General features: G+C 63.7%; 26 protein-coding genes and 1 tRNA gene. 12 read left to right on the plus strand and 15 right to left on the minus strand.

Features of this window, described 5'->3' with window-relative positions; genetic code table 11:
* Positions 1-5 precede the first annotated feature (5 nt).
* Positions 6-1538 (plus strand): asparagine synthase-related protein, encoded by a 1533-nt coding sequence (locus LSQ66_RS00145; RefSeq protein ID WP_231767812.1) that lies wholly within the window; start codon positions 6-8, stop codon positions 1536-1538.
* Here the strand turns inward: LSQ66_RS00145 and LSQ66_RS00150 are convergent.
* The 7 genes from LSQ66_RS00150 to LSQ66_RS00180 all read right to left on the minus strand — a co-directional run bounded on the left by LSQ66_RS00150 (position 1507) and on the right by LSQ66_RS00180 (position 10691).
* Complete coding sequence (locus LSQ66_RS00150; protein WP_231767813.1) at positions 1507-1800, minus strand: PsiF family protein; 294 nt, start codon at positions 1798-1800, stop codon at positions 1507-1509. The genes LSQ66_RS00145 and LSQ66_RS00150 overlap by 32 nt on opposite strands.
* Before the next feature lies 1 nt (position 1801).
* Positions 1802-3331, minus strand: a complete 1530-nt coding sequence (locus LSQ66_RS00155; RefSeq protein WP_231767814.1) for a tryptophan halogenase family protein — start codon at positions 3329-3331, stop codon at positions 1802-1804.
* 11 nt (positions 3332-3342) lie between these two features.
* Positions 3343-4356, minus strand: a complete 1014-nt coding sequence (locus LSQ66_RS00160) for a cupin-like domain-containing protein (RefSeq protein ID WP_231767815.1) — start codon at positions 4354-4356, stop codon at positions 3343-3345.
* Positions 4340-5050, minus strand: coding sequence for a SapC family protein (locus LSQ66_RS00165; RefSeq protein ID WP_231767816.1), 711 nt, complete (start codon positions 5048-5050; stop codon positions 4340-4342). The genes LSQ66_RS00160 and LSQ66_RS00165 overlap by 17 nt, the downstream gene beginning before the upstream one ends.
* 22 nt (positions 5051-5072) lie before the next feature.
* Positions 5073-6608, minus strand: coding sequence for a tryptophan halogenase family protein (locus tag LSQ66_RS00170; RefSeq protein WP_231767817.1), 1536 nt, complete (start codon positions 6606-6608; stop codon positions 5073-5075).
* An 86-nt stretch (positions 6609-6694) separates the two neighbouring features.
* Positions 6695-9661 carry a TonB-dependent receptor gene (locus LSQ66_RS00175; RefSeq protein WP_231767818.1) on the minus strand — a complete coding sequence of 989 codons (2967 nt, stop codon included), beginning with the start codon at positions 9659-9661 and terminating at the stop codon, positions 6695-6697.
* 214 nt (positions 9662-9875) lie between these two features.
* On the minus strand, positions 9876-10691 hold the full coding sequence (locus LSQ66_RS00180) for a glycoside hydrolase family 16 protein (protein WP_231767819.1): 816 nt from the start codon (positions 10689-10691) through the stop codon (positions 9876-9878).
* Positions 10692-10845: 154 nt separating this feature from the next.
* On the opposite strand from LSQ66_RS00180, the gene LSQ66_RS00185 reads away from it, so the two are divergent.
* Positions 10846-11652, plus strand: coding sequence for a polysaccharide deacetylase family protein (locus LSQ66_RS00185; RefSeq protein WP_231767820.1), 807 nt, complete (start codon positions 10846-10848; stop codon positions 11650-11652).
* A 41-nt stretch (positions 11653-11693) separates the two neighbouring features.
* On the opposite strand, the gene LSQ66_RS00190 is transcribed toward LSQ66_RS00185, so the two are convergent.
* Positions 11694-12176 (minus strand): acetamidase/formamidase family protein, encoded by a 483-nt coding sequence (locus tag LSQ66_RS00190; protein ID WP_307730264.1) that lies wholly within the window; start codon positions 12174-12176, stop codon positions 11694-11696.
* A gap of 471 nt (positions 12177-12647) precedes the next feature.
* On the opposite strand from LSQ66_RS00190, the gene LSQ66_RS00195 reads away from it, so the two are divergent.
* The 3 genes from LSQ66_RS00195 to LSQ66_RS00205 all read left to right on the plus strand — a co-directional run bounded on the left by LSQ66_RS00195 (position 12648) and on the right by LSQ66_RS00205 (position 14106).
* The gene (locus LSQ66_RS00195; protein ID WP_231767821.1) at positions 12648-13184 is read left to right on the plus strand and encodes a DUF2058 domain-containing protein; all 537 of its coding nucleotides are present in this window, start codon (positions 12648-12650) and stop codon (positions 13182-13184) included.
* A gap of 128 nt (positions 13185-13312) precedes the next feature.
* Complete coding sequence (locus tag LSQ66_RS00200; protein ID WP_231767822.1) at positions 13313-13552, plus strand: GNAT family N-acetyltransferase; 240 nt, start codon at positions 13313-13315, stop codon at positions 13550-13552.
* A complete protein-coding gene (locus LSQ66_RS00205; RefSeq protein ID WP_231767823.1) occupies positions 13549-14106 on the plus strand; it encodes a dihydrofolate reductase family protein in 558 nt (185 codons plus the stop codon). The genes LSQ66_RS00200 and LSQ66_RS00205 overlap by 4 nt, the downstream gene beginning before the upstream one ends.
* A 7-nt stretch (positions 14107-14113) precedes the next feature.
* Here the strand turns inward: LSQ66_RS00205 and LSQ66_RS00210 are convergent, their stop codons facing one another.
* Positions 14114-15004, minus strand: coding sequence for an MBL fold metallo-hydrolase (locus LSQ66_RS00210; RefSeq protein WP_231767824.1), 891 nt, complete (start codon positions 15002-15004; stop codon positions 14114-14116).
* 82 nt (positions 15005-15086) lie between these two features.
* Here LSQ66_RS00210 and LSQ66_RS00215 point away from each other — a divergent pair, with 82 nt between their 5' ends.
* A complete protein-coding gene (locus tag LSQ66_RS00215) occupies positions 15087-15521 on the plus strand; it encodes a GFA family protein (protein WP_231767825.1) in 435 nt (144 codons plus the stop codon).
* Position 15522: 1 nt separating this feature from the next.
* Here the strand turns inward: LSQ66_RS00215 and LSQ66_RS00220 are convergent, their stop codons facing one another.
* The 3 genes from LSQ66_RS00220 to LSQ66_RS00230 form a co-directional block, all read right to left on the minus strand.
* Positions 15523-17193 carry an ATP-binding protein gene (locus tag LSQ66_RS00220; protein ID WP_231767826.1) on the minus strand — a complete coding sequence of 557 codons (1671 nt, stop codon included), beginning with the start codon at positions 17191-17193 and terminating at the stop codon, positions 15523-15525.
* The gene (locus LSQ66_RS00225; RefSeq protein WP_231767827.1) at positions 17190-18476 is read right to left on the minus strand and encodes an HD-GYP domain-containing protein; all 1287 of its coding nucleotides are present in this window, start codon (positions 18474-18476) and stop codon (positions 17190-17192) included. The genes LSQ66_RS00220 and LSQ66_RS00225 overlap by 4 nt, the downstream gene beginning before the upstream one ends.
* A gap of 158 nt (positions 18477-18634) precedes the next feature.
* Positions 18635-19126, minus strand: coding sequence for an arsinothricin resistance N-acetyltransferase ArsN1 family B (locus LSQ66_RS00230; protein WP_231767828.1), 492 nt, complete (start codon positions 19124-19126; stop codon positions 18635-18637).
* Positions 19127-19235: 109 nt separating this feature from the next.
* Here LSQ66_RS00230 and LSQ66_RS00235 point away from each other — a divergent pair, with 109 nt between their 5' ends.
* The 5 genes from LSQ66_RS00235 to LSQ66_RS00255 are packed head-to-tail and all read left to right on the plus strand — an operon-like array spanning position 19236 to position 22566.
* Complete coding sequence (locus LSQ66_RS00235) at positions 19236-19574, plus strand: ArsR/SmtB family transcription factor (RefSeq protein ID WP_231767829.1); 339 nt, start codon at positions 19236-19238, stop codon at positions 19572-19574.
* Positions 19571-20020 (plus strand): ArsI/CadI family heavy metal resistance metalloenzyme, encoded by a 450-nt coding sequence (locus LSQ66_RS00240; RefSeq protein WP_231767830.1) that lies wholly within the window; start codon positions 19571-19573, stop codon positions 20018-20020. Before LSQ66_RS00235 ends, LSQ66_RS00240 begins: the two co-directional genes overlap by 4 nt.
* A gap of 11 nt (positions 20021-20031) precedes the next feature.
* Positions 20032-20529, plus strand: coding sequence for an arsenate reductase ArsC (locus LSQ66_RS00245; RefSeq protein WP_231767831.1), 498 nt, complete (start codon positions 20032-20034; stop codon positions 20527-20529).
* Positions 20526-21218 (plus strand): aquaporin, encoded by a 693-nt coding sequence (locus tag LSQ66_RS00250; protein WP_231767832.1) that lies wholly within the window; start codon positions 20526-20528, stop codon positions 21216-21218. Before LSQ66_RS00245 ends, LSQ66_RS00250 begins: the two co-directional genes overlap by 4 nt.
* 37 nt (positions 21219-21255) lie before the next feature.
* Entirely contained in the window at positions 21256-22566 is a 1311-nt protein-coding gene (locus LSQ66_RS00255; RefSeq protein ID WP_231767833.1) for a hypothetical protein, read from the plus strand.
* 19 nt (positions 22567-22585) lie between these two features.
* Here LSQ66_RS00255 and LSQ66_RS00260 read toward each other — a convergent pair whose 3' ends face one another.
* Positions 22586-22816 (minus strand): cupin domain-containing protein, encoded by a 231-nt coding sequence (locus LSQ66_RS00260; protein ID WP_231767834.1) that lies wholly within the window; start codon positions 22814-22816, stop codon positions 22586-22588.
* An 11-nt stretch (positions 22817-22827) separates the two neighbouring features.
* Entirely contained in the window at positions 22828-23343 is a 516-nt protein-coding gene (locus LSQ66_RS00265) for a DUF1697 domain-containing protein (protein WP_231767835.1), read from the minus strand.
* 96 nt (positions 23344-23439) lie between these two features.
* Here LSQ66_RS00265 and LSQ66_RS00270 point away from each other — a divergent pair, with 96 nt between their 5' ends.
* Entirely contained in the window at positions 23440-24786 is a 1347-nt protein-coding gene (locus LSQ66_RS00270; RefSeq protein ID WP_231767836.1) for an amino acid permease, read from the plus strand.
* A 51-nt stretch (positions 24787-24837) separates the two neighbouring features.
* Here LSQ66_RS00270 and LSQ66_RS00275 read toward each other — a convergent pair.
* A tRNA-Phe gene (locus tag LSQ66_RS00275) sits at positions 24838-24913 on the minus strand.
* Between the last annotated feature and the right edge of the window lie 133 nt (positions 24914-25046).

The raw sequence follows: 25046 nt of genomic DNA on the forward strand, positions 1-25046 counted from the left end.
CCGCCATGGATACGCCATATTGCTTTGCCCGGAGGCGGGCAGCGGGTTTCAGCTTTGAAGGAAGCACCAGCTGCACGCTGGGCCAGCGCGTGGGCGATGCCGACGGCATATGGGCGTGGTGGAGCTGGGACGGCGCGCAGCTTACCGCGGCGAATGAGCGCTACGGCCTGTACCCGCTTTACTGCTACAGCGCGCCCGATGCGGTGGGGCTCTCGACCTCCATTCCCCGCCTGATCGCACTTGGCGCGGACACGGCCCTGGACTACGGCGCGCTGGCCGTCTTCCTGCGCCTCGGCTTCTTCATTGGCGACGACACGCCCTTCCGCCATATCCGCGCCGTGCCGCCTGCCGCCTCCCTGGGCTGGGACGGCACGCTGCGCCTGCATTGCAGTGGCCGTGCCGCGCCGCGCCCCGCCGCCATGCGGCGCCATGCCGTGGTCGATGCCTACATCGATCTGTTCCGGCAGTCCATCGCGCGCCGCGCGCCGCAGGACAAGGAATGGATCATGCCCCTCAGCGGAGGGCGCGATTCGCGCCATATCCTGTTCGAGCTGCTGCGGCAGGGCCACCGCCCAGCGCTGTGCCTGACGACGGAGCATTTTCCGCCGCGCGGCGCGGAAGACGTGCGCGTCGCGGGCGTGCTGGCGCGGGAACTGGGCCTGTCCCACGTCGTGCTGCCCCAGCCCTCCTGCCGCTTCGAGGCGGAGCTGAGAAAGAACCTGCTCACGGGCTTCTGCTCCGACGAGCATGCGTGGTATCTGGCCGCGATGGACTACCTGAAGCGCCAGGGACGGCCGGTGTACGACGGCATCGGCGGCGACGTGCTGTCGGCGGGCCTGTTCGTTTCGCCGCGCAGCCTGGCGCTGTTCGGCTCCTGCGATCCCCACGCCATCGCCAACGGCCTGCTGGACGCGGACGAGGAGGCGCTGGCCGGCCTGCTGCCCGCCCAGCTGCTGCGCAGGATGAGCCGCGAGCTGGCGGTCGAACATCTGGGGGCGGAGGTGGCGCGGCATCTGGATGGGCCCAACCCCATTGCCTCCTTCTATTTCTGGAACCGCACCCGGCGCGAGATCGCGCTGGTTCCCTATGGCCTGCTGGGCGGCCTGCCGCAGGTGCACGCGCCCTATCTCGATCACGCCTTGTTCGACCTGCTGGCCAGCCTGCCCCTCGCCATGGTGGCGGACCACACCCTGCACAGCGAGGCCATCGCCCGCGCCTATCCGGAATGGGCTCATCTGCCATACGAGAACAAGCAGGCCCTGTCCCCGAGCGCCGCGGCGCTGGACGCGCGCTTCGCCCGGCGCCTGGCCCGTTCGCTGCTCGCGCGTCCTTCGCCGCTGGTGCGCGGCGGCTTCCTCTGGCCGCGCCTCCTGGGCTGCCTGGCCAGCGAACGCGTGGCCTCGGGATCCGGCTGGTATGCCAGCCTGGCGCTCTATCTCCACCAGCTTGGCGTGCAAACGCAAACGCCACCTGCGAAGGTGGCGTTGCGGGCGGAGCCGGGTGCGCTTACTTCTTCGCGCTCAGGCATTCCTTCATGAAGGCTTTGCGCTCGTCGCCTTTCTTGCCGGCGGCGTCCGCATTGCACATCTTCATCTTGTCCTGCTGCGTGACCGGGGCTGCGGGCTTGGCGCTCAGGCACTCCTTCATGAAGGCCTTGCGTTCATCGCCTTTCTTGCCGGCGGCTTCGGCGTTGCAGGTGGCCATCTTGGACTGCTGCGAATTCTTGGCCGGCGCCTCGGGCGCGGCGTGAACGGCAGCGGTGAAACCGGCAATGGCGCACAGTACGAACAGTTTTTTCATTTTATTTCCCCATATGAGCGGCCTCCATCGGCACGCCAGCATATTTTTCCACATAAGCCTGGTGGTAGGGAAGCTGCATGACGGTCTTGTGCACGGTTGCCTTGATTCCGTCCAGGAAGTGTGCCAGTTCCGCATCACCCATCAGGTCCGCCGTCTGGTGGTGCTGCAGGGGCATGATGCCCTGGCCCAGCATCACCTGGACCCAGGAGTTCTCGGCGAACAGCTCGTTCGGAATGCGGAAGACGCGGCCCGTTTCGCGGAACAGCTCAATGCGATGGCGCAGCGACTCCGGCACCTCCATGTCGCGGCAGGCGCGCCAGTAGGGCGAGTCCTGGCGGTTCGTCACCTTGTAGTGCAGGATGATGAAGTCTCGGATATGTTCGATTTCGGCGTTGGCCTGCCTGTTGTATTCGTCGATATCGCTCTGGAAGATGCCGTTGGTGGGGAACATCTGCATCAGGCGGATGATGCCGCGCTGAATCAGGTGGATGCTGGTCGACTCGATGGGTTCCAGGAAGCCGGAGGCGAGGCCGATGGCGACGCAGTTCCTGCGCCAGGTTTCGCGCCGCTGGCCGGGCTTGAACTTGATGACGCGCGGCTGGATCAGCGCCTCGCCTTCGATATTCGACAGCAGGGTGCGGACGGCCGAATCCTCGTCCTGATAGCGGCTGGAGAACACCAGCCCGTTGCCCACGCGGTGCTGCAGCGGAATGCGCCACTGCCAGCCGGATTCGCGCGCGATGGCGCGGGTGTAGGGCACGGCGTCGCCCACGGATGCGGTCTGCACTGCCACCGCGCTGTCGTTGAACAGCCAGTGCGACCAGTCCTGGTATTCCACGCCCAGGGTCTGCCCGATCAGCAGGCCGCGGAAACCCGTGCAGTCGATGAACAGGTCGCCCTCGATCTCGGCGCCTGAATCGAGGCGCAGGGAGCGGATGTCGCCGCTGGCCGGATCGGTTTTCACTTCCGCGATCTTGCCTTCGATGCGCTGGGCGCCGAAGCCCTCCGAGAAGGTACGCAGGAACTTCGCGTAGCGCGAGGCGTCCATGTGGTAGGCGTAGTTCAGGCCATTGCGCGGCAGGTGGGCGAAGCGGCGCTCCTGGGCGGCCTTCAGCTCCAGGCAGTAGTCGCCGTAGTCCGTGGCCAGGCGGCGCTCGCGGCCCTTGTGCCAGAAGTGCTGGAAGCCTGCGGTCCAGTGGTCCGTGCCGGTAAGGCCGAAGGAGTGAATATAGTCTTCGTTGACGTTGCGCCAGTTCTCGAAGCTGATGCCCAGCTTGAAGGTGGCCATGGTGGCGGCCATGAACTCCTGCTCGTTGAGCTCCAGCAGGTTGTGGAAGTTCATCAGCGTGGGAATGGTCGCTTCGCCCACGCCCACAGTGCCGATTTCGTCCGACTCGATCAGCTTGATGTCCAGGATCTTGCCGAGGGTCTTGGACAGGCCCGCCGCCACCATCCAGCCGGCGGTGCCGCCGCCCGCGATGACGACGCGGCGGATGGGGCGGCGTTCTGCGTTCGCATTCGTTTCTTGCATGAGGTCTCCTCTCAGCGGTTCATTCTTTTCAGTAGTTGCGCGCGCAGCTCGCGCGTGGCGTCTGCGTTCAGCGGCGCCAGGATGCGGCGGGCGCCGGCCGGGATATGGCCCGCGGTGTCCTCGTCCGCTTCGAACACGTAGTGGCGGAACAGTTCCTGCCAGGCCTTGCGCTGCTCCTTCGGCAGGTCCCGCACGCTCATGAGGGCGTGCATCAGGGCGTTGGTGGGCGTGTCCATATGCTCCGGCGACTGGCGCCACCAGTAGTTGACCAGCACGTTCAGGCGGTCCAGCGCCTCCACGTGATGCCACCACATGCTGGGGATGAACAGGGCGTCGCCCGGGCGCATCTCGGCAACCTGGGCATGGCGCATGGCCTCGGCGAATTTCGGATGCTTCTCCAGGTCGGGCCGGGCGAAGTCCACCAGGCTGATGGCCTGGCCCGCGGGCGTGAAGTCCAGCGGCCCCACATACAGGTTCCCCACCTGCTCCGGCGGGAAGAGGGTGAAGCGGCGGTGGCCCACGGCCACGCAGGCCAGGTTGTCCGGCAGGTCGTAATGGGCGGCGATGCGGGTCTGGTTGCCGATCCAGACGCTCATGAGCGCATCGCGCCCGCCGAGGTCCACATCGTTCTCCTCCCGGAAGCCGGGCAGGCAGGTGTCCACCGTGGTGGAGCCCACGTAGATGGCGGGCGGCTGCGCGTCGCCGTAGTGGTCGCGCAGCTCGGCCAGCACCGCGTCCAGGCGGGCCCGCACGGGGCTGAAATTGAAGCCGCTCAGGTCCTCGTTGTAGAAGAAGCGGCCCTGCATCTCCGGCGCACCGAGCATGGCGACCACGCTGGCGTCGCGGTAGAAGCGGCGCAGGTAGCTGTCCGCCGCCTGCGGCGATTCGCGTCCGGCCCTCACCATGGGCCAGTGCTTCACCAGGCCGCGCAGCAGCAGGGGCTCGGTGGAAGCGAGGATTTCGGCAGTCAGCGTCTGCGGGGTGACGCCTTCGATATCCCGGACATATCTAGCGGGAGGCAGCATCGGCTCGGTTCTTGCGGTCGATCAGCACGCGGAAATTGGACATGGAAGCCACCACCATGTAAATGGCCTGCAGGTAGCCCGTCTTGTGCAGGCGCTCCAGCGCCGCGCCATCCAGGGCGGCCAGGCGCTCCTCGTGGATGGTGTAGAAGCCGGACAGGCGGCCCTGGGCGCCGCTATCGAGTTCGATGTCGACCACAAAGGATTCGAGCAGGTTGTGCTCCTTGAGCGCGTCCACGAAGCCGGCGGTGCCCTGGATGCCCTGGTGGATGGCCAGCAGCACGGAATTCATGCGCTCCAGGTAGCCGCTGGAGCCGCCGTGCGGGAGGAATACCGCTTCGCCTTCGCTGCCGCTCACGCGCGGGCTGTCCATGTCCACATGCATCATGAGCTCTTCGCCGTTGCGGCCGATCAGGAAAGGCTGGCGTTCGATCAGCAGCGGCAGGTCGGTGGCGTCCCATCCATCCCCGGTCAGGAAGAGGTTCTCGCCTTCCTGCAGGCCGAACAGGGCTACCGGCTCGAAGCTCGTGCCATCGTCCGATTTGCGGAACACGATGGGGTAGTGCGCCTGCAGCGTGCGGAATTCGGAAGGGAAGGTCAGCGCGAACATCACGTTGTCGCCATACTCGGCGCCGCGCTTCGTGATGATGCGCAGGTTCTTGTGCTGCACGTTGTTCAGCAGGACTGGATTGCTCATGGATGTCTCTCTCTGGTTATTGTCAGATGACCGGCAGGCCGTGGCGCCGGATATGCTCGATCAGTTCGCGGTTGGAGGGCAGGCCGCCCAGCATCTTGCGCGTGAGGTTCGCCGCCTCGCGGAAGAAGCCGTCCGCCTGCTCTTCCTGTCCCGGCAGGCGGGCGGTGCCCTCCTCGGTGCGGAAGCCCATGCCGTACAGGATGTACTGGTAGCTGGCGGAGGGGAAGACCTCCTCGATGCGGTAGAAATCGTAGCGCGAGGGTGAACGGTGGCGCCACAGGGTGAGCAGCTCGCCCAGGCGTTCGGGGACGGTGTCGCGGTTGTCCTGCCAGTACGGCGAATCGCTGCGGCGGCTGAGAACATAGTGCAGCTTCAGGAAGTCGATCACGCGCTCCCAGCGGTAGCTGAAAGCGTCGTTGAAGCGGCGGGCCGCAATCGCCATCTCCTCGCGCGTGACCGGCATTTCGTCGGCCAGCATGGCGGCGGACAGCTCCACCAGGGCCAGGGCCGACGCCTCCAGCGGTTCGATGAAGCCAGCGGAGAGGCCGATGGCGACGCAGTTGCGGTGCCAGAATTCCTTGCGGTAGCCCGGTTCGAAACTGAGCTTGCGCGGCGAGGGAATGTCCTCCGGGCCGCCCGAGGCGGCAATATAGGCACGCAGTTCGGCCTCGGCGCGGTCGTCCGAAATATGGGCGCTGGAGTACACGTGGCCGATGCCGCGCCGGGTAGGCAGGCCGATATCCCAGATCCAGCCGCAGCTCTGGGCGGTGGAGGTGGTCTGGGAGGCGATGGGGCTGTTCTCGGCCGGGTAGGGAATCTGCACGGCGAGGGCGCTGTCGTTGAACAGCACATGCTTCTGCGGAACGAGGGGCACGCCATAGTGCTGGCCGAGCAGCATGGAGCGCATGCCGCTGCAGTCCACGAACAGGTCCCCCTCCAGCAGGCCATGCTGCTGCGTTTCCAGCGCCGCGATGTCGCCGTTTTCGTGGGAGCGCACGCCGGTGACATTGTCCGGCACATAGTTCACCCCAAGCTTCTCCAGGCAGTGCTTGCGCAGGAAGACGCCGAATCTGCCCGCGTCCAGGTGGTAGCCGTAGTTCGCCACGGCGGCGAATTCCGGGGTGCCGGGCTGCTTGGGCGCGCGGCCGTTGACGCACAGGTGGGGCTGGAAGCTCACCAGGTCGGCGAAGGGAACGCCCGGATAGCGGCGCCGCCATTCGCCCGCGAGATCGGTTTCGGCATAGCCTTGCGGCAGGACGAAAGGGTGGAAATAGTAGTCGCCGCCAGCGCCCGTGACCCAGCCGTTGAAGCGCGACCCCTGCTTGAACGAGGCGTCGCACTCGCGGAAGAAATCGGACTCGGAAACGCCGATGCGGTGCAGGGTGTCCCGCATGCTGGGCCAGGTGCCCTCGCCCACGCCGATGGGGGCGATGTCCGGCGATTCGATCAGCGTGACCTTCAGGCCACGGCCGCTTGCCGTCTGGTGGGCGGACGCGATCACGCCAGCGGCCAGCCAGCCCGCGGAGCCACCGCCTACGACGACGATATGTCTGATCATGCTGTTCATTACTGAAGTCTAACTGACAACGGAAAAAAAGGGGCAGATCCTCGGCGAGGCCTGCCCCTTTTTTGTTGTTGGCGCGATTAGAACTTGTAGCGTGCACCCACCATGTAGCGCGGGCCGTTCTGGTTCACGAACAGCGCCATGTTCTTGGTGCGGCCGTGGATGCGCTGGATTTCATCCGTGGCGTTGATCACCTCGAACTGGAAGCTCAGCTTGTCGCTGTAGTTGTAGCCGACGCTGATGTCCACCTGGCCGTAAGGCTCGGTGTAGTTCGGGTTGGGACCTGCGCCGTCGAAGGTGGCGGACAGGAACTCGCCGCGCCAGTTGTAGGCCACACGGGCCGACCACTTGGCGTTTTCGTAGATACCCACCAGGTTCGCCGAGTTGCTCAGGCCAACCAGCGCGAACTGCTCGCCGATGCTCGCGTTGTTGTACTTCAGGCCCGAGTGAACATAGGTGTAGTTCGCCGCGATGCCGAAACCGGTGTTGCCGAACATGTGCTGCACGTTGATCTCGGCGCCATACAGATCCGCCTTCTTCTGGTTCGAGTAGCTGTTGATCTCGAAGTTGGCGATCGGATCGCTCGGCTGCCCGGTGATCACGCCGGTGGCATTGCCTGCCGGGTCGTCCGCACCGCGCACCACGCCAGGCTGGCCGTTGAAGTTGCGGAAGATGTAGTTGCGGATGCAGGTCGTGTCAGCCGTGACGCAGCCGTTGGCGATGGCCGCGTTCCAGTACTTGCCGCCCACCGGCGTATGCAGGTTGAAGGGCTGGAGCGTCTGCTTGGACTGGCCGGCGTAGTTCTCCAGGTTCTTGCGGAAGTAGCCGAGGGAGAAGAAGTTCTGCTGGCCGTAGTACCACTCGTAGGACAGGTCCAGGTTCTTCGACTTCACAGGCAGCAGGCCCGGGTTGCCCTGGGAGCCCGTGCCGCCGTTCACGCGGGCCAGCGTATCGAGCACCTGGCCGCCCTGGATCTGGTCCCAGCGCGGACGCCCGATGGTCTCGCCGTAGCTGAAGCGCAGCTTCATATCGTCGCGCAGGTCCAGGTCGGAGTCGAAGCTTGGCAGCAGGTGGTGATACTTGCCGCCCAGGGTGGTGAAGGTCGGAGCGCCGAAGGTCACAGGGAACTCGTTCTGCGAAACCCAGGTGATGCTCGTGGCGGTGGGCACCAGCGCCGTCGAGACCACGTCCGTCTTCTCCCAGCGCACGCCGATAGCAGTGTGCAAGGGCAGGGCGGTATCCCAGTCCGTATTGAACTGCAGGAAGGCCGCTTTCGACTTCTCCTCCGTGCGGCGGTCCGTGTCGAAGGTGGTCTTCGGCAGGTACAGGTCCGGCAGGCCCGAGGCTTTCGCGGCCTGCGCGCGCAGGTCTTCGAAATTGAAGGTGTAGAAGTTGTTGAACAGGTTCGGGCTGCCGCTGCCGTTCATGTTGTCGAAGTACTGGCGCAGGGTCTCCGCATGGAACATGCTGGCCGGGTAGTCCGAAGCCTTGGTTGCGCCGCCCCAGGTGTCGCGCTGCTGGGTGGAGAAGGCCGAGCGGTTGTCCACCTTGGTGGCGGTGACGCCGAAGTTCAGCTGCGATGCTTCCAGCACCTTCCAGCGGCCCTTGACCTGGGTCTGTTCCACTTCGCCCTTCATGTAGCCGTTCTGGAAGACCGACCCGGTGACCTGCTGCGGCGCGCGGTTGAAGTCAGCGCCCTTGATGCTCAGGACAGGGAATTCCTGCGTGAAGTCCGCCGTGGTGTCGCCGCGGCTGAAGCTTGCGGTGCCCAGCGTGTTGCTGGAGCCGAAGGGGCTGTCCGCCTTGGATTCGGCGGTGGACTTGTGCGTATCGAGTTCCAGGCGCAGGTCGTTATTGACTTTCCATGCCGCGTTGAAGCCCAGGGAGTTGTTCGCCGTCTTGGTGGCGAACTTCGCGCCGCCCATGGCGATGTCGCTGTTGGCGGCAGGGATCAGCTCAGTGTAGACCAGGGGGCCGGCGACCGGGCCCTTGCTCCAGGAGCTGGTGGACGCGCCGAAGTTGAACCATGCCGACAGGTCCTGGCGACGGGTCTGGATCTTGTTCTCCGAATAGGTGTAGTCCAGCGTGGTGGTCAGGTCCTTGTTCGGTGCGAACTGCAGGGTCAGCTGGCCGTTGGTGCGCTGGCGCTGGATGCCGTTCATGTTGTAGTTCAGGTTCTGCGGCACCGAGTAGATGTCGGTGGGGCCTGGACGGTTGGTGATGTTCTCCGACCCCGGCTGGCCTGGCTGGGGAATGGTGCCCCAGTTGTTCTCGTCGCCGCGGAATGGGCCGCGCCAGCCGTTGCCAACGGAAACCTGGTTGAAGCCCGCATTGCGCTCCTGGTAGCTGCCCGTGATGGCAACGCCCCAGCGGCCGTCGGCCGACTGGGTGCTGTAGATGCCGGAGACTTCCGGCGTGATCTTGTCGGCGCCTTCGCGCACATCGCCGGGCAGGTTGGAGCCGGAGGTGTCGTGCACGGCCTTCACGCCCACGGAAGCCACGGTTCCCTTGGTGTTCAGGGGGCGCGCGGTCATCACGTTCAGGGTGGCGCCGATGCCGCCGGTCGGGGTCTCGGCGCGGCTCGTCTTGTAGACCTGGATCTGGGAGATCGCTTCCGAAGCGAGGTTGGCGAAGTCGAAGGCGCGGCCGTTCAGGTCACCGAGGTTCGAGGTCGGCATCTGGCGGCCGTTCAGCAGCACCAGGTTGAAGTCGGGGCCCACGCCGCGCACGGTGATCTTGGCGCCTTCGCCGTTCGTGCGGTCGATGGACACGCCCGAAATGCGCTGCAGGGACTCGGCCAGGTTCGTGTCGGGGAACTTGCCGATATCCTCGGCGACGATGCCGTCCACGATACCGTCGGAATTGCGCTTGAGCGCCATGGACGAGGCCATACTGCTGCGGATGCCGGTCACCACCACGGTCTGCACATCGCCGGTCAGGCCCGGCGCCTGGATGGCCTGCTGAGCATGGGCCGGCACGGCGGCTGCCGCGCAGGCGCTGGCCACTGCCAGGCTCATGAGTTTAAGTCTTGCCTTCGGATATTGCATTTGGTCTCCCATTTTTATCGATTTGCTACCCGGTTGATCCAGCTCTGCCCTCTGGATTTATTGGCCGTTCCCGCCTCGCTGCTCTGATATTGGAAACGTTTCCATCTCTGATTTGCTAAATCTTATGTTTGGTGAAATGAAATGTCAACGGAAGATTCCTTTCTGTCAGTTTTTTGACAGTTTTGCTACAGCGCGGGTTGTGCAGCCGCCACGCTCAACGCTGGTAGACGCGCACATAATCGATTTCGAATTGCCAGGGAAAGCTGCTGTCGTCCACGGGCCCGCCCAGGTCGCCGCCCACCGCCAGATTCAGCAGGAGGTACTGCGGCTGGTCGAAAGGCCATTTCTGGTAGTCGGCATCCTTTGCCTTCACCAGCTGCTGGTAGTTGCGGCCGTCGACCCCGATATCCATGCGCTCCGGAGTCCATGTGAGCTGGTAGGTGTGGAAGCTGCCGCAGACATCGGGCACCGGCGTCTTCGTCGTGATGGGCGTATTCTTCGGCCAGTTGTACGCCCCCGTGTAGATGCTGCCCAGGATGACGTTGGGCTCCTTGCCGACGTGCTCCATGATGTCGATCTCGCCGTCTTCCGGCCATCTGCCCTTTGTGCCCAGCATCCAGATCGCGGGCCAGCTGCCCACCGCGCAAGGCAGCTTGGCGCGCACCTCGACCATGCCGTAGGTCCAGCTGGCCTTGCCGCGCGTGAGCAGGCGCGCCGAGCTGTACTTCTGGCCTCCCCAGTCCGCCGTGCTGCGCAGCTCCTCCTTGCGCGCCGTGATGATCAGTTTGCCATTCTCGACGCGGGCGTTTTCCAGGCGCCCCTTGCTGTAGTACTGCTTTTCGTTGTTGAACCAGCCCCGCTGATTGAACTCGGTGTCGTAATCCCAGCGTGCGGAGTCGGGCAGCCCGTCCTTGTCGAATTCGTCAGCCCAGACCAGCCTGTAGGCTGGAGGCGGTTCCGCTGCAGGCATGGCCGCGTCGGTCGTGCCGCCGCAAGCGGTCAGCAGGGACAATGCAAGAAGCTTCCTCATACCGCTGTCTCCGGGATTGGAATGGTTTCCACTCAATATGACAGATATATCACTTCTCGAAATCGCAAGTCAATTCGAAGCAGGCAATGCGTTGTTGACACGCCAATGTTGAGCGGCGCATGATTGGTAACGTTTCCGGATGAAAGGTTGCGCAATGAAGAAATACCTGTTTCCCGTCCTTCTGGGATGCGCGCTGGCGCCCGGTCTGGCTGCGGCCGCCGACGCAGGCTTCGCCTGGCCGCATGGGGCGCGCGCAGCGGTCAGCCTGGCCTACGACGATGCGCTGGACTCCCAGCTCGACAATGCGATTCCCGCGCTGAACCGGCATGGCCTGCGCGGGAGCTTTTATCTCCAGCTGTCCAACCCGGCGGTAGACAGGCGCATGGCGGAATGGCGCGCGGCGGCGAAACGCGGACACGAACTGGGCAACCACACCCTGTTCCATCAATGCTCGCATTCGAAGCCGGGGCGCGAGTGGGTGGAGGCGCACCGCGATATCGACAGCACCAGCGTCGCCCAGATGAAGGACCAGGTCCTGCTTGCCAACACCATGCTTTACGCCATCGACGGCAGGCGCGAACGCACCATGACCGCGCCGTGCGGCGACATGGAGGCGAAAGGGGAGAAGTACCTGCCCGCCGTGCAGCCGGCCTTCGTGGCCATCAAGGCAGGAACGGGGCCGGCCGTCATCGAGTCCATGACGGGGCTCGATCCGTATGCAGTAGCGGTATCAGCGCCGGTAGGGATGAGCGGGAAGGAACTGATCGCCATCGTGAAGCAGGCCGCCGAGCGCGGCACCATGGTCAACTTCACTTTCCATGGCATCGGCGGCGATTACCTCACGATCTCGAAGGAGGCCCACGAGGAGCTGCTGGCCTACCTCGCCGCCAACCGCAAGACCTACTGGACCGACACCTTCCTCAACATCATGAAGCACGTGAAGCGCACGACGGGGCCCTGAGGGCTTTCCGTCAATGCGGTCGCCAGGATCGACGGTATGCCTTAGCGCCGCGGCAGGAGGGCCTTGTTCAGCTTTGCCGCAACGCCGACGCTCCGGCCCGCGAGGTTGGCGACGGAGTATTGCACTGCGCTGCCAAGGACGACCGCGCTGTCGGAGAGGCTCAAGCCGTAGTCCTGCTGCAGCCACTGCGCCATGCCTGCCGTAGCCATGCGCAAGGCGTCGTCGAGTGAACCAGCCTGCCCCAGCGTCATGATCTGCGCCGGCGATTCGACGCGCGGCATGCCGATGGCTCTGCCCTTGACAAGGTCCACGGTGAACTCCACGTCCATCGACGTTTCGAGCGCGTACTGCGAGGTTTCGCCGTCGCCCTGGAGCGCATGCGCATCGCCAAGATAGAGCAGGGCGCCCGGCTGCTGCACCGGCAGGTAGACCGTATTGCCCTCGACGACTTCATTGAAATCCTTTTGGTGTGCACCGTATCGCCGGGCCAGATGGTGAGAACCGGCTGGCGCGTGGCGCTGAATTCGTTCGAGTAGTCAGTGGGCAGGTACTCGTGCCGCCGAGGGGTTGTGGATTGGCGTTCGGGGAGGCGTCGCGCCGTGAAACGGTGGCTGGCGCGTGCCTTTGCGTCGTTGGTGTCGGGGAAGTCGGCACTGCCTTGCAGGCTGCCGGACACAGTGCGGCCCATGTATTCGTAGCGTTTGCCGGATTTGTCCAAGACACTGAAGGTCCACTCGCCATCCTTGTGGGTGCCTGCGAGGCGGTCGCCATCGAGCGTGCCGGACAGGCGGCCTCCATCATCCTCCAGGTGCAGGGTCATGAACGAGGGATTGCCCCAGCGGTCGAGCTTCACCAGCCAGGTTTCGGCGCCAGCTGCCTGAAGGGCTGCGCCAGCAAGGAGTGTGAACAGGAGTGTTCGCATGGCTTCCACTATAACTCATCCGCCAGTGAGCCAGTTTGCTATGCTGTCGGTTTTGCGACGCAGGGGCATTCACATGGTTTCATTGCAGGATCAACTCCTGAAGGCGGGTTTGATCGACAAGAAGAAGGCCAAGCAGGCCATTCACGACAAGACGAAGCAGAAGAACGACGAACGCCGCAGCGGCGTGGAGAGCGTCGATGAGGCGAAGCTGGCGGCGCAGGAGGCGCAGCGCAAGAACGCCGAGCGGGCGCGCGAGCTCAATGCCCAGCGCGACGCCGCCGCGCAGCAGAAGGCGATCATGGCGCAGATCGCGCAGATGGTGCAGCAGAACCGCCAGAGCAAGGGCAATGGCGATATCGCCTACAACTTCACTCACGGCACGAAGATCGAACGCATCTACGTGTCCGCGGCCATACGCGAGCACCTCGTGGCGGGCCGCCTCGTGATCGTATGCCTCGATGGCGCCGTCGAACTGGTTCCCCGCGGCGTCGCGGACAAGATCGCCGAGCGCGATCCTTCCCTTGTCGTGCGCGTGAACAAGCCTACCTCCCAGCCGGACGAGGACGATCCCTACGCCGCCTTCCAGATCCCCGATGACCTGATGTGGTGAGCCGATGACGATCCGCATCGAGGCATTGAATCCGGCGCACTTCGCGCGCCTGCACCATGTGTTCGACGCAGTGTGCCGCGAAGAGCGGTTCATGGCCTTCTGCCGCGCCGGTACGGAAGAAGCGACGCATGGCTACTATCAGCGCGTTCTCGATGCCGGGCCGCTCGCTTATCGAAGCTGCCATCGCCCGTGCCGTGGACAATGGCATGAGCCGGATCGAGCTGACCGTGCGGGCGGACAATCACGTGGCGCAAGCCCTGTACAGAAGCCTCGGTTTCGAATTTGAGGGCACGCAGCGCAAGGCCTGGCGCCTGCGCGGCGAATATTTTGACGTGCACCATATGGCACTTCTGAAAGGTGAGGAATGAAAACCCAGTACTACACGGCGACCAGCCTCGATGGCTTCCTCGCGACCGAAGACGATTCGCTCGAGTGGCTTTTCCCCCTTGGCGATCTGGAACACTCCAGCTATCCGGCCTTCATAGCGGAAGTCGGGGCCCTGGCCATGGGCTCGGCAACCTATGAATGGATACTTCGCAACGGAGAGGCCGTCGCCGCTGAAACCGGATCGGCATGGCCGTACACACAACCGGCCTGGGTTTTCTCCAGCCGGGAGCTGCCAGCGGTGGAAGGCGCGGACCTGCACTTCGTCAGCGGCGATGTGCGTGAAGCGCACGCCGCCATGCAGGCCGCAGCAGGCGGCAAGAACATCTGGGTGGTTGGCGGGGGCGATCTCGCGGGCCAGTTCTACGATGCGGGCCTGCTCGATGAACTGATTGTGCAGGTGGGATCGGCCACACTGGGGAAGGGCAAGCCGCTGTTTCCCCGCAGGGTATTGAGCCCGGTGTTGCGCCTCACGTCGGCCCAGCAGATGGGGGCGGGCATGGCGGAGCTGCGCTACACGGTCGAGAAGCCAGCCTGACGCCGGTTCAGGGCGAAACCGGCTCCACGATGAAGTCGCGCCGCTCGATCCGCGCGGGCTTGTCGCCTTGCGCGCCGAGCGCATCGTGCAGCTCGTTCAGCTGCGCCGTATCGAGCAGCAGCACATGCTCTTCGGGCTGGTAAGGACTCCCCAGGGCATACATTTTTCCCGGCTGCCTGCTCATCTCGACATGGGCGCCCGCGACGGCTGTCACGGAATGTCGCTGGGCGAACGCTGCCAGCCGCGCAATGCTGCGCCGGTAGGCAGGCCAGTCGCGTACCGTCAGCAGGCCCGGATAGAGGCTGTCGCCGCTGAACAGGGCGCCGCTGCGGTGGTCGTAGAAGGCAAGGTGGGACGCCTCATGGCCCGGCAGGGGCAGCACCGTCAGCAAGCGTTCCCCGAGGTCGATGGCCGCTTCGCCTTCCGGCCATTGCGCCAGGCCGAAAGCGCGTTTGACTTCGTCCACGCTGGTGCCGACAACTGCGGTATTGGGCCGCGATTGGAAAGCGCTGTCGAAGAACCGGTGGTCGCGGTGGTTGTGCGTATGCGCGACAAGGAGGCTGACCATGCGCCCGGGTTTCTGCGCCTCCCATGAGCGCACCAGCCTGTCCACCGTTTCCAGCAAGGGGAACTCCATACCCCTCGCAGGCTCCGCGCCGGTATCGAGCAGGAGCGCTCGCCGCTCGCCAAGAATCAGGTACATGAACGGCGCCTCGAAGTTCACGCATTTATTCTGGCGGATGATATGGATGCCGGGCGCCGCTTCGTGCACCTGCAAGGGCTGGCTGCACGCCAGCCCTGGTGGAACGCCGTGTATCCACTGGGTCTCGCGCAAGGGCTGCTGGGCCGCCGCCAACGGGGCGATGAATACCAGGGAACCAAACAGGATGCTCTTCAATTCTGATCCGCTTCGAAACAGGTTGCCAGCATGTTACAGGAAGCGGTGCTATCCTCGTCGGACATCGTAAGAGGATCGAAGCATGAACAAGAACATTTCAGAGATCGCGGGCGCCTGCCATTGCGGTACAGTGAAGTTCCATGTGCGGCTCCCGGAAGGCCTGCACTCCGCAAGGCGCTGCAACTGCTCCTACTGCAGCATGCGCGGCGCAGTGGCGGTGACGGCGGAGCTGACCGGCATCGAGATCACCGAGGGCGAGGAGGCGCTGACGCTGTACCAGTTCAATACGCACCAGGCAAAGCATTATTTCTGCTCGAAGTGCGGCATCTATACGCATCATCAGCGGCGCTCGAACCCCAATGAGCTGGGGATAAACGTGGCCTGCCTGAAGGGTGTAAGCCCGTTCGACTTCGAAGAGGTTCCCGTCAACGAAGGGCGCATCCATCCGAATGACCGGCCGGGACCGGCGAAGGAAATTGCAGGCTATCTCCGATACATTCCCAACGAAGAGGAATGACCTAGGCTGCGGGTGCGGCGGCGCCCCGCCTTGGGATGACGACCTTGAAGATGGTGCCTGCGCCCACGGTGCTCTGCACTTCGATGAGCCCTCCATGTCTTTGCACAATGCCGTAGGATAGGGCCAGCCCAAGACCGGTGCCCTGTCCCACCGGTTTGGTGGTGAAGAAGGGTTCGAAGATGCGGTTCAGGTGTTCCGCCTTGATGCCCTTGCCGGTATCCTGCACCTCGACCCACACGTAGTCGTCGTCGTAACCCGTGCGCACGGTAATGCGGCCATGGCCTTCGATGGCGTGCGCCGCGTTGATCAGCAGGTTCATGAACACCTGGTTCAGCTGGGACGGGAAGCACACGATGGGCGGTATGTTCCCGTACTCCTTCACCACTTCCGCCTTGTACTTGATCTCGTTCCACACGACGTTGAGCGTGCTCTCCAGGCCCGCTTCGAGGTTGGCCTCCTGCTGTCCGTCCGAATCCACGTGCGAGAAGTCCTTCATCGCTTTCACGATGCGTTTGACGCGGTCCAGCCCATCGAGCGACTCGTCGATCAGGCTGGACAGGTCCTCGCGCAGGAAGGCGGCGTCGATCTGCTGCTTGATGCGGGCAAGCTCCTGCTGGCCCTCGGGCCGCAGTTCCGGTTCGTGCGCCTCGTAGGCGTCCAGCAGCTGGAGCATGGAGTCGGTATAGCGCCGCAGGGTGCCCACATTGGAGTTCACGAAGCCGATGGGATTGTTGATCTCGTGCGCCACGCCGGCGGCCAGCACGCCGATGGACGCCATCTTCTCCGACTGCAGCAGCTGGCTCTGGGCCTCGCCCAGTTTCCGTATCAGCTCTTCCTGCCGCGCCTTCTCGGTTTGCAAGGTGGCATTGGCCTTTTGCAGGTCCGCTGTGCGTTCCAGCACCCGTTCTTCGAGCTGGTCGCGCGACTGGCGCAGCGCCTCTTCGGCCAGCTGCCGCTGCGTGATATCGGTGAAGCCGAACACGCGGCCGATAATGCGCTCGCCGAGGTACTGGGGCCGCGAACGGCATTCGAACACGCGGCCGTCCTTGAGCCGGAACAAGTCTTCGGCTTCGCTGCTGTCCAGGACCGCGTGCAGGCGGCTGCGGCAAAGATCCGACTCCACCACGCGCTCGGAGAGGAAATCGAAGATCGCCCCGTCGTCGCCCGCCAGCAGCATATCCTCGGGAATTTCCCACATGGTGCTGCACAGGCGGTTCATGCTGGTGATCTTGCCGTGCCAGTCCAGCACGAGGATGCCGTTACCGGTCGATTCCAGCGTGGCACGCAGCTGCGACAGGGTCTGCTCCAGCGCGTCCTCCACCTGCCGCTCCTGTTGGATATCGCGCGCCTGCACCAGCAGCAGGCGGCGGTCCTCGTAGTCCACGATGCGGATGAATTTGGTGACCGTCAGCAGCGAACCGTCCGCGCGCTGGTATTCGCCTTGCTGGGAGTCGATGGCCAGATACTGGCCGTTGCGCGCATCCTCCCAGTAGAACACGTCCTGCAGCGAGCTCTCGATATCGGTGATGCTCATGCTGAGCAGCTGATCCACGCTGTAGCCGAGCACTTGCGATGCAACGCGGTTGACGTGGATGATGCGCAGGTCGCTTGGCTCCACCAGCAGCATCATGTGCGGGCTGTGATCGAGCATCAGCTGCTGCAGGCTGTTCATGAAGCGGCCGCCCCGGAGCTTGCATCGAAGTAGTAGCTGACCCGCTTGCGGGGGCTCAGGTAAAGATAGATCTCCTTCGGCACCTGCGCCGGGCGGATGGACTTCACGATGTTCACATCGGACTCGCGATCCATGTCGAAGAGAATGGCTTCGTCCTTCGGAACGTCCGCATCGTAGATGACGAGGACAGGCTTCATCGGCTTGGCCGTGTTGATGGTGGCGACCATGCCGATCACGCCGTTCGACAGCTGGACGATGCTTCCGGGCGGGTAGACGCCCAGGCAGCGGATGAACACCTGCAGGAGCTTGGGATCGAACTTCCCGCGCAGCTTGGCGAACATCATGGACAGCGCCTCGTGCGGCGTGAGCGCGGCGGCCACGTTCAGGGGATTGCACAGTTCATCGTAAAAGTTCGCGATGGCGACGATGCGCGGCAGGATGCCGATCGCCTCGCCTTTCAGGCCTGCGGGATAGCCGGAGCCGTCGAACATTTCATGATGGTCGCGGATGATGGACATGGCGGCGGGCGGAATGCCGAGGCGCTCGCCGATCTCCACCCCGTACTGGCAGTGCATTTCGTAGACCTTCCTTTCGGCGGCCGTCCACGGGTCCAGCTTCATGCGGATCTTGTCGGGGACGTTCTTCTCGCCCACGTCGTGCATCAGGGCGCCCATGGCCAGCACGCCTGCCACCTGCTGCGGCAGCTTGATGTCGCGCGCCATCATCATGGACAGCATGGTCACGTTCAGCGAGTGATGGTAGACCTCTTCGCCGCCCATCTTGTCGCCCATCACATGGACGGCCAGTTCCGGTGCGGCCAGCACGAGATCGACGATCTGCGTGATCAGCTGGTTGGCCTTGTTCAGGCTCTCCGCAGGCTGGGAATAGAGATGCTTGTCGATTTCGCGAATGGCCTTGGATGCGTTGATGAAGGCCTGCTCGATGCGCGCGGCGTTATCGCGCTGCGCCTTGATGCGCGCCATCATGGCCTTCTTCGCCTGAAGTTCCGGCGAATCGGGCCGGGCGGCGGGCGGCACGGGGGTTGCGGCCTGCGCCGCCTGTGCGGCCGGAGCGGCTGCGCGGGGAGGGGCCGGGCTGACATCGCTCAGGGCGGGATCGTAGCGGACGGTCTTCAGCCCCAGGCCCTGGATGGTCCGGAGCTGCTCCTCGGTTTTGATCTTGAAATGGCTGAACGCAAAAGGATGCTCGAACCATTTCAAATCGAGATGGATATAGAGCCCGACCTGCAGTTGATCTACCGATATGTGGAAGTTATCAGGCATGGCTTCAGCGCGTGGCAAACACGTCAAGGACCGGTCTTCTGCGGGAAGATCTGTTTCTTGGTCCTAGCATACCTGTCTCATGCTTCGCAGGCAAACGAGCATCGCGTTTCGTTGCGTGCGAGCAGCGACAATTGCGAAGTGATCAAAAGGCAGCGCGCTCAGCCAACAAGTAGTTTCTGCCAGTAGCCCACATCGACCCAGCGGTCGAACTTTCGCCCCACTTCACGGAACAGCGCCACCCGTTCGAATCCCATCGCTTCATGCAGTGCAACGCTTGCCGTATTCGGCTGTGCGATACCGCCGATGACGACATGCACGCCATTCGCGTGCAAGGCCGCGAGCAGCTGCGCATACAGTTGGCGCGCGATCCCGTGCCCATGCCGGTCGTGCCGGACATAGACGGTGCTTTCGACCGAGAAGCGATAGGCCGAGCGCTCCCGCCATTTGGTGGCGTAGGCATAGCCCACTGCGCTGCCATCGATTTCGTACACCAGCCAGGGCAATCCGGCCGCCTGAACGGAATCCACCCGCCTGGCCATTTCATCGGACGGCACCGCCGTCTCTTCGAATGTGATGGTGCTGTTCAGGACGTAGTGGTTGTAGATCGCCGCCAGGGCAGGGGCGTCTGCGGCTTGCGCATTGCGGACCAAGGGTGTCTCCGGTTCGGTAGGAAATTCGATTGTCGCATGCCGGGAGTGCTTGCAATGATTCGATATTTCGACTAATATAGAATTATTGTAATTCGATAGTACCGGAATAATGGAAAATAAATCCGCCATCGCGGCCTTGTCTGCCCTTGCCCAGGACTCCCGGCTTGCCGTATTTCGCCTGCTGGTACAAGCCGGGCCGGAAGGCATGGCTCCCAGCCGTATTGCAGAGGTACTCGCCATACCGGCTTCCTCCCTGTCGTTCCACCTCAAAGAACTGAGCTCGGCCCACCTTGCCACGCAGACGAAGGCGGGCCGCTCCCTGATCTACACGGCGAACTTCGCCACCATGAACGAACTGCTGGGTTTCCTTACCGAGAACTGCTGCGGAGGAAACCCGTGCAGCCCCGCGGCGCAATGCTGCCCCAACCCCGAAGGAGAGCAATCATGAAACGTCTACACGTCCACGTCTCTGTCGATCAGCTGCAAGCCGGCATCGACTTCTATTCCACCATGTTCGGCTCCATGCCAACCGTGGTGAAGCCGGACTACGCCAAATGGATGCTGGACGATCCCATGGTGAACTTCGCCATTTCCCAGCGCGGCCGGATGGCTGGCGTCAACCACCTCGGTATTCAGGTAGAGTCCGCCGCCGAACTGGGCGAGATGCAGCAGCGGCTCGTCAAGCTCCATGCACCGGTGCTGGAAGAAGAGAATGCCGCCTGCTGCTATGCCAAATCGGACAAGTACTGGGTAAACGATCCTGCGGGCGTCGCGTGGGAGACCTTCCATACCCTTGATTCGATTCCTGTCTACGGCGGGAACGCCGAATCGTCCAGGGTGCAGGCGGCGGCCTGCTGCACGCCCGCAAGCCGTGCCGAACCCTCCTGCTGCTGATACGGGATGCCATGGACAGGACTTACAACATCCTTTTCCTCTGTACCGGGAATTCCGCGCGCAGCATCATGGCCGAATGTCTGGCCACTCACCTGGGCCGCGGCCGCATAGCCGGATTCAGTGCAGGCAGCCGCCCGGTGGGGAAGGTGAATCCTTTCGCGGTCGCGCAGCTTGCCGCGTCGGGCGTCGCCGCAACGGACTTGCGCAGCAAGAGCTGGGACGAGTTCGCGCGCGCCGATGCGCCGCGTATGGATTTCATCGTCACCGTGTGCGACAACGCAGCCGGCGAGATCTGCCCTCATTGGCCGGGCCATCCCGCAACGGCGCACTGGAGCTTTGAAGACCCGGCCGCCGTTGACGGCACAGACGAAGACAAGCGCGCGGCCTTTGCCCACATCTACGGCCAGATCGAGCGCCGCATCCGGAAATTCGCTGGCCTGTCCTTGGAAACGATGGAGCCCGATGCCGTGCGCGCGGCATTGCGTGAAATCGGGGAAGCGGCGGCATGAGCGGCGCGAGGCGCGTTGTCGCGGAGGGGCTGGGCACGGCGTTGCTGCTCGCTGTCGTCGTGGGATCGGGCATCATGGGCGAGCGGCTGGCGGGCGGCAATACCGCGATCGCGCTGCTGGCCAATGCAGTCGCCACCGGGGCGGGGCTGGTGGTGCTGATCCACATCTTCGGCCCCGTGTCGGGGGCGCATTTCAATCCTGTTGTCACGCTGTCGGAAGCCTGGCAGGGCAATTTCCCTCGCCGCTGGATCCTGCCTTATCTTGCTGCGCAGTTTGCTGGCGCCGTTGCGGGCGTGGCCTGTGCCCACCTCATGTTCGGCGAGCCCTTGTTCACAGCCTCCACGCATGTGCGCTCGGGCTTGGCGCAATGGTGGAGCGAAGCCGTGGCGACTTTCGGCCTGCTAGCCACGATCATTGCCTGTTCGCGTACGAAACCCGCCGTGACGAGCCATTCGGTGGCCTTGTATATCACGAGTGCTTACTGGTTCACGGCATCGACTTCCTTTGCCAATCCCGCCGTCACGGTGGCGCGCGCCATGACGAATACCTTCGCCGGCATCAGCCCGGATGGTGTGATGGGCTTTGTGCTTGCCCAGCTGGCGGGAATGATCGCGGCCACGCTCTTATTTACCTGGCTATATCCCCGTCCTGACCGGAGAGCGGAAGATACTGCCGACTTGAGGCTTTGAACATGGCATCATAGCCATTCTGGAAGGGGGGATGGCGATGCGGGAACCAAAAGCACAGAAACCGGTAGTCCATGATGCATCCAAGCCTGACCGTGGCAGCGCCATGGCGGGCGATCCCGGCCCGGCGCCCAATGCCCGCCTCGCCGGACAGCGGCAATTGGCCGAACTGGTCTCGGGCAGCACGCGCCAGGTAGCGCAGCGGGGGATGATCAGCGCCACGATGAGCAGCCCGAGAATGCAGGGCGCGGTGATCCAGCGCTATGCCGAAGCTCCCCTGGCCCCTGGCGGCCCGGACTACCGGACCAGCCAGAACGGCGCCATCCGCCTGGAGCCGATGACCCAGAACCTCCAGGCCACGGCGGCGGCGATCACCACCGCCAACGAGTCACTGACGGCGGCTAAAAGCGCGGTGCGCCTCGTACAAGGGGCTGCGGTGCCGGGCGGGAATTTCCGTCAGGTCGGCATCGAATGGAAGGAAGCGCGCCTGAAAAGTTCGGCGAGTACCGTCGCCAACAACCCCGACGGCAGCCAGACCGTGACGGACCATGCCAATCTGGGCGCGGCCCGCGCGGCCGTGGACCCGCTCCTGGTCTGGGCCGATTGCAGCAAAGCCTCGGCCGAGGTGAGCGGCTCCACATCGATGGACCGCGGCGGCGACCACGTGGTGATGCCGGTCCATGGCAGCAAGGGCGGCACGAAGAAGGGCAGCAAGCTGGATGGCCTCAAGGCGCAGGAGATCGACGCATCGGCGACCAAATTCACCAACGCGGTCTATATCGAACTGCTCGATTCCTTCCTCAAGGCTAACACGGCGGCTGCGTATGCGGCCGTGGGATATCACTACAAGACCACTCCGGGCTCCGCCCGGCGCACTGCGCTTTCGCTGGCCCCAACCAAAACCTATGCCAGCGCGCAGCAGGCGAAGGCCGCCGGATTCGCGGAAGACATACCGCTCACGCCCGGCCCGAGGGCGCGTTTCATTTACCACAAGCTGGGCGCGGCAGGCCAGGCCGCGTTCGATGTGTATGCCGGGATCAACCACTCCGCCGCGCCTGTGGTCGGCCAGTCGTATGCCATGGCAACCGAGCATTCCGCTCCCGGTTCGGCCGCCGTCGGCGGCGCCGCCCGCTGGATCTACCATTATGCGGGCGTGATCATGGTCGACGGGGGAGACCGCGTCACCCTGGAGAACTACGCTGTCGGCGCCAAGAAGGTCGTCAATTCCAACTGGGTTCTGCAAATGTATGGAACCGCCGCGGGAGCCCCCGGGCAGACCTTCCACGACCAGCACCTGGCGACCGGAACCCATGGCACGCGCGCCACGACCCTGACGATCGGTAACGGCTGAAGGTCCGTCGGCAGCCGCACTACTCCTGACGGGCGGCAGCCTTGAATTCGGGGTGCGCGATGGTGAGCGTGCCGCCTGCCGCGCCGGTGTACACCACGAAGAGCTTCACGGCTTTGTCCCCGACTTCGGCCTGCCCCTGTGGATAGGCAATCGCTTTGCCGTCCCAACTGCTAGTGGCCGAGTTTTCGAGGGCGCCCGCCGGATGCGCAAAATAGAACAAAACGGCCGAGGCCAGAACGAATCGCTTCATCTCGTTCTTCCTTATGCGGCCGCGCACTTGCGCACGGTGTCCCAGGTGCGGGTGGTGATGTTGGTGCCGAACGTCTTTTCGATCAGGCGCATGAAGACAGGGCCGTCCGCGTTCGGGAGGTAGGCGGAGAACACTTCCCTGTCCACAACGCAAACGATCTGCGCGGCGCTCATGCTGACCGGCAGCTGCGACTTGGGCTGGGGCTCGTCGCGCAGGAAACTGACCACGCGCTTGGCTTCCGGCGGCACGCCGAAGCCCGCGTAGGGGTCGCCCGCCAGCAGCTCGTTCAGGTGCGAGGAGCGGCGCACAATGGTATAGAAGCTGCGGCCCAGCACCTCCTGCATGGCGCGTTCGGCCTTGCGTTCCAGCGCGCTCTCCGTGCTGGAGGGGGCGTCGAATGCCACATTGCCGCTGGAGAGCAGCGTCCTGACGTTGGTGAAGCCAGCGCTTTCAAACGCGGCCTTCAGTTCCGGCATCTTTGCATTCATCGGGCTGACGCCCCGCAGCAGTGCGACGTAACGCGGCATGCCTTGTCTCCCCTGTTGGCTGGTATCGCATTGTAGGGGTTCATCCTGTTGAGTGCTATCATCAAGCGCGAGACAACCCGGCAGAAGGGCCCCCGCATGACGCACAAGAACGAGCTGCTTCACAGCCTGAAGCAACGCCATGTCACGATGATCGCCCTCGGCGGCGTGATCGGCGCGGGATTGTTTGTCGGCTCGGGGGCGCTCATCGCCACCGCCGGACCGGCCGCAATACTCTCCTACCTGATCGGCGGCTTCGTCGTCATCCTGGTGATGTTCATGCTCGGCGAGATGGCAGCCAAGAGCATCGACAGCGGCTCCTTTTCCACCTTCGCCAGCCAGTACCTCGGCGAATGGGCCGGTTATGCGGTGGGCTGGCTGTACTGGTTCAAGTCGATGATCACCATTACCATCGAGGCGATCCTGCTGGGAGCGATCCTGAACGACTTTTTGCCCGGCTTGCCCGTCTGGGCGGGAGCGCTGCTCATGCTGGCGATCGTCATCTCCAGCAATCTCTATTCCGTGCGCTCCTTCGGCGAAGCCGAATACTGGCTCTCGTTCGCGAAGATCGCATCGATCCTGCTATGCATGGCGCTGGGCGTATCGATCCTATTGGGCCTGCAGAGCGGCTTTCCCGCTCCCGGCTTGAGCAATTTGACGGCGCACGGCGGCTTCATGCCGAATGGGGTGCTGCCGGTGCTGGCCGGGGTGACCGTGGTGATCTTTTCGCTCGGCGGCAGCGAGATTGCGGCCGTGGCGGCGGGCGAGTCCGAGAAGCCGCGCGAAAATGTGGTGAGGGCCATCCGCAGCGTGCTTTTCCGGGTAATGGTGTTTTATGTGGGCTCCGTGTCCATCGTGATCCTGTGCCTGCCCTGGACCGATAGCGCCAGCCTGAAGTCGCCCTATGTCTCGCTGTTCAGCCTTGCGGGGTATGCCTGGGCCGCGACGGCGATGAAGGTGGTGCTGTTCGTTTCCTTCATGTCGGTGATGAACTCCTTCCTGTTCTCGAACTCGCGCATGATGTACTCCCTGAGCCAGCGCGGCTACGCGCCGGAAGTGTTCGGCCGTACCAATGCACGGGGAGTGCCGCTGAACGCGCTGGCGCTCAGCTTCGCCGTGTGCCTTGGTATTCTCGCGGTGCACTTCGCCAGCGGCGGCGACCTGTTCCTGACCTTGGCCAAGAGCAGCGGCGCCTTCATCATGATGGTGTGGATCTTTATTATCCTGGCCCATGCAAGGATGAGCCAGAAGAGCGCCAGGTCGTGGCTCTACCCCTTCGGGAATGGCGTCGCGCTGCTTACCCTGGCAGCGGTGCTGCTTTCCCAGGCCTTCAATCCCGACTCGCGCTTCCAGTTCGTGTTCATGTGCGTGGTCACCCTCGCGATCGCCGCGTCGTATTTCACGCTGCGCGCGCGGCCCGCGTTCGGGATTGTGCGGGGCAAATGAGGGGGGAAAACGAAAACGCCACCCGAAGGTGGCGTTTTCACTTTTTATTCTTGGTGGCCCGGGGCGGAATCGAACCACCGACACAAGGATTTTCAGTCCTCTGCTCTACCAACTGAGCTACCAGGCCAAGGAGCAGAATTATAGCAGATGGATTCCGTTTTGCAAGGTCAAATTGTCGGGTGCTGGTGACGATCTTTGCTGGCCTTGCAAATATCAATTGCGGAATAGGTGGTTTTTCTCAAGAAAGCGAGAGGGCATAG

The sequence above is a fragment of the Massilia endophytica genome (genome assembly GCF_021165955.1).
In the GTDB taxonomy this organism is placed as follows: domain Bacteria; phylum Pseudomonadota; class Gammaproteobacteria; order Burkholderiales; family Burkholderiaceae_D; genus Rugamonas; species Rugamonas endophytica.

Coding starts and splice junctions, on each gene's coding strand:
- LSQ66_RS00145 (WP_231767812.1), top strand. CDS start 6: ATGGATACGCCATATTGCTTTGCCCGGAGGCGGGCAGCGGGTTTCAGC.
- LSQ66_RS00150 (WP_231767813.1), bottom strand. CDS start 1,800: ATGAAAAAACTGTTCGTACTGTGCGCCATTGCCGGTTTCACCGCTGCC.
- LSQ66_RS00155 (WP_231767814.1), bottom strand. CDS start 3,331: ATGCAAGAAACGAATGCGAACGCAGAACGCCGCCCCATCCGCCGCGTC.
- LSQ66_RS00160 (WP_231767815.1), bottom strand. CDS start 4,356: ATGCTGCCTCCCGCTAGATATGTCCGGGATATCGAAGGCGTCACCCCG.
- LSQ66_RS00165 (WP_231767816.1), bottom strand. CDS start 5,050: ATGAGCAATCCAGTCCTGCTGAACAACGTGCAGCACAAGAACCTGCGC.
- LSQ66_RS00170 (WP_231767817.1), bottom strand. CDS start 6,608: ATGATCAGACATATCGTCGTCGTAGGCGGTGGCTCCGCGGGCTGGCTG.
- LSQ66_RS00175 (WP_231767818.1), bottom strand. CDS start 9,661: ATGCAATATCCGAAGGCAAGACTTAAACTCATGAGCCTGGCAGTGGCC.
- LSQ66_RS00180 (WP_231767819.1), bottom strand. CDS start 10,691: ATGAGGAAGCTTCTTGCATTGTCCCTGCTGACCGCTTGCGGCGGCACG.
- LSQ66_RS00185 (WP_231767820.1), top strand. CDS start 10,846: ATGAAGAAATACCTGTTTCCCGTCCTTCTGGGATGCGCGCTGGCGCCC.
- LSQ66_RS00195 (WP_231767821.1), top strand. CDS start 12,648: ATGGTTTCATTGCAGGATCAACTCCTGAAGGCGGGTTTGATCGACAAG.
- LSQ66_RS00200 (WP_231767822.1), top strand. CDS start 13,313: ATGGCTACTATCAGCGCGTTCTCGATGCCGGGCCGCTCGCTTATCGAA.
- LSQ66_RS00205 (WP_231767823.1), top strand. CDS start 13,549: ATGAAAACCCAGTACTACACGGCGACCAGCCTCGATGGCTTCCTCGCG.
- LSQ66_RS00215 (WP_231767825.1), top strand. CDS start 15,087: ATGAACAAGAACATTTCAGAGATCGCGGGCGCCTGCCATTGCGGTACA.
- LSQ66_RS00220 (WP_231767826.1), bottom strand. CDS start 17,193: ATGAACAGCCTGCAGCAGCTGATGCTCGATCACAGCCCGCACATGATG.
- LSQ66_RS00225 (WP_231767827.1), bottom strand. CDS start 18,476: ATGCCTGATAACTTCCACATATCGGTAGATCAACTGCAGGTCGGGCTC.
- LSQ66_RS00235 (WP_231767829.1), top strand. CDS start 19,236: ATGGAAAATAAATCCGCCATCGCGGCCTTGTCTGCCCTTGCCCAGGAC.
- LSQ66_RS00240 (WP_231767830.1), top strand. CDS start 19,571: ATGAAACGTCTACACGTCCACGTCTCTGTCGATCAGCTGCAAGCCGGC.
- LSQ66_RS00245 (WP_231767831.1), top strand. CDS start 20,032: ATGGACAGGACTTACAACATCCTTTTCCTCTGTACCGGGAATTCCGCG.
- LSQ66_RS00250 (WP_231767832.1), top strand. CDS start 20,526: ATGAGCGGCGCGAGGCGCGTTGTCGCGGAGGGGCTGGGCACGGCGTTG.
- LSQ66_RS00255 (WP_231767833.1), top strand. CDS start 21,256: ATGCGGGAACCAAAAGCACAGAAACCGGTAGTCCATGATGCATCCAAG.
- LSQ66_RS00260 (WP_231767834.1), bottom strand. CDS start 22,816: ATGAAGCGATTCGTTCTGGCCTCGGCCGTTTTGTTCTATTTTGCGCAT.
- LSQ66_RS00265 (WP_231767835.1), bottom strand. CDS start 23,343: ATGCCGCGTTACGTCGCACTGCTGCGGGGCGTCAGCCCGATGAATGCA.
- LSQ66_RS00270 (WP_231767836.1), top strand. CDS start 23,440: ATGACGCACAAGAACGAGCTGCTTCACAGCCTGAAGCAACGCCATGTC.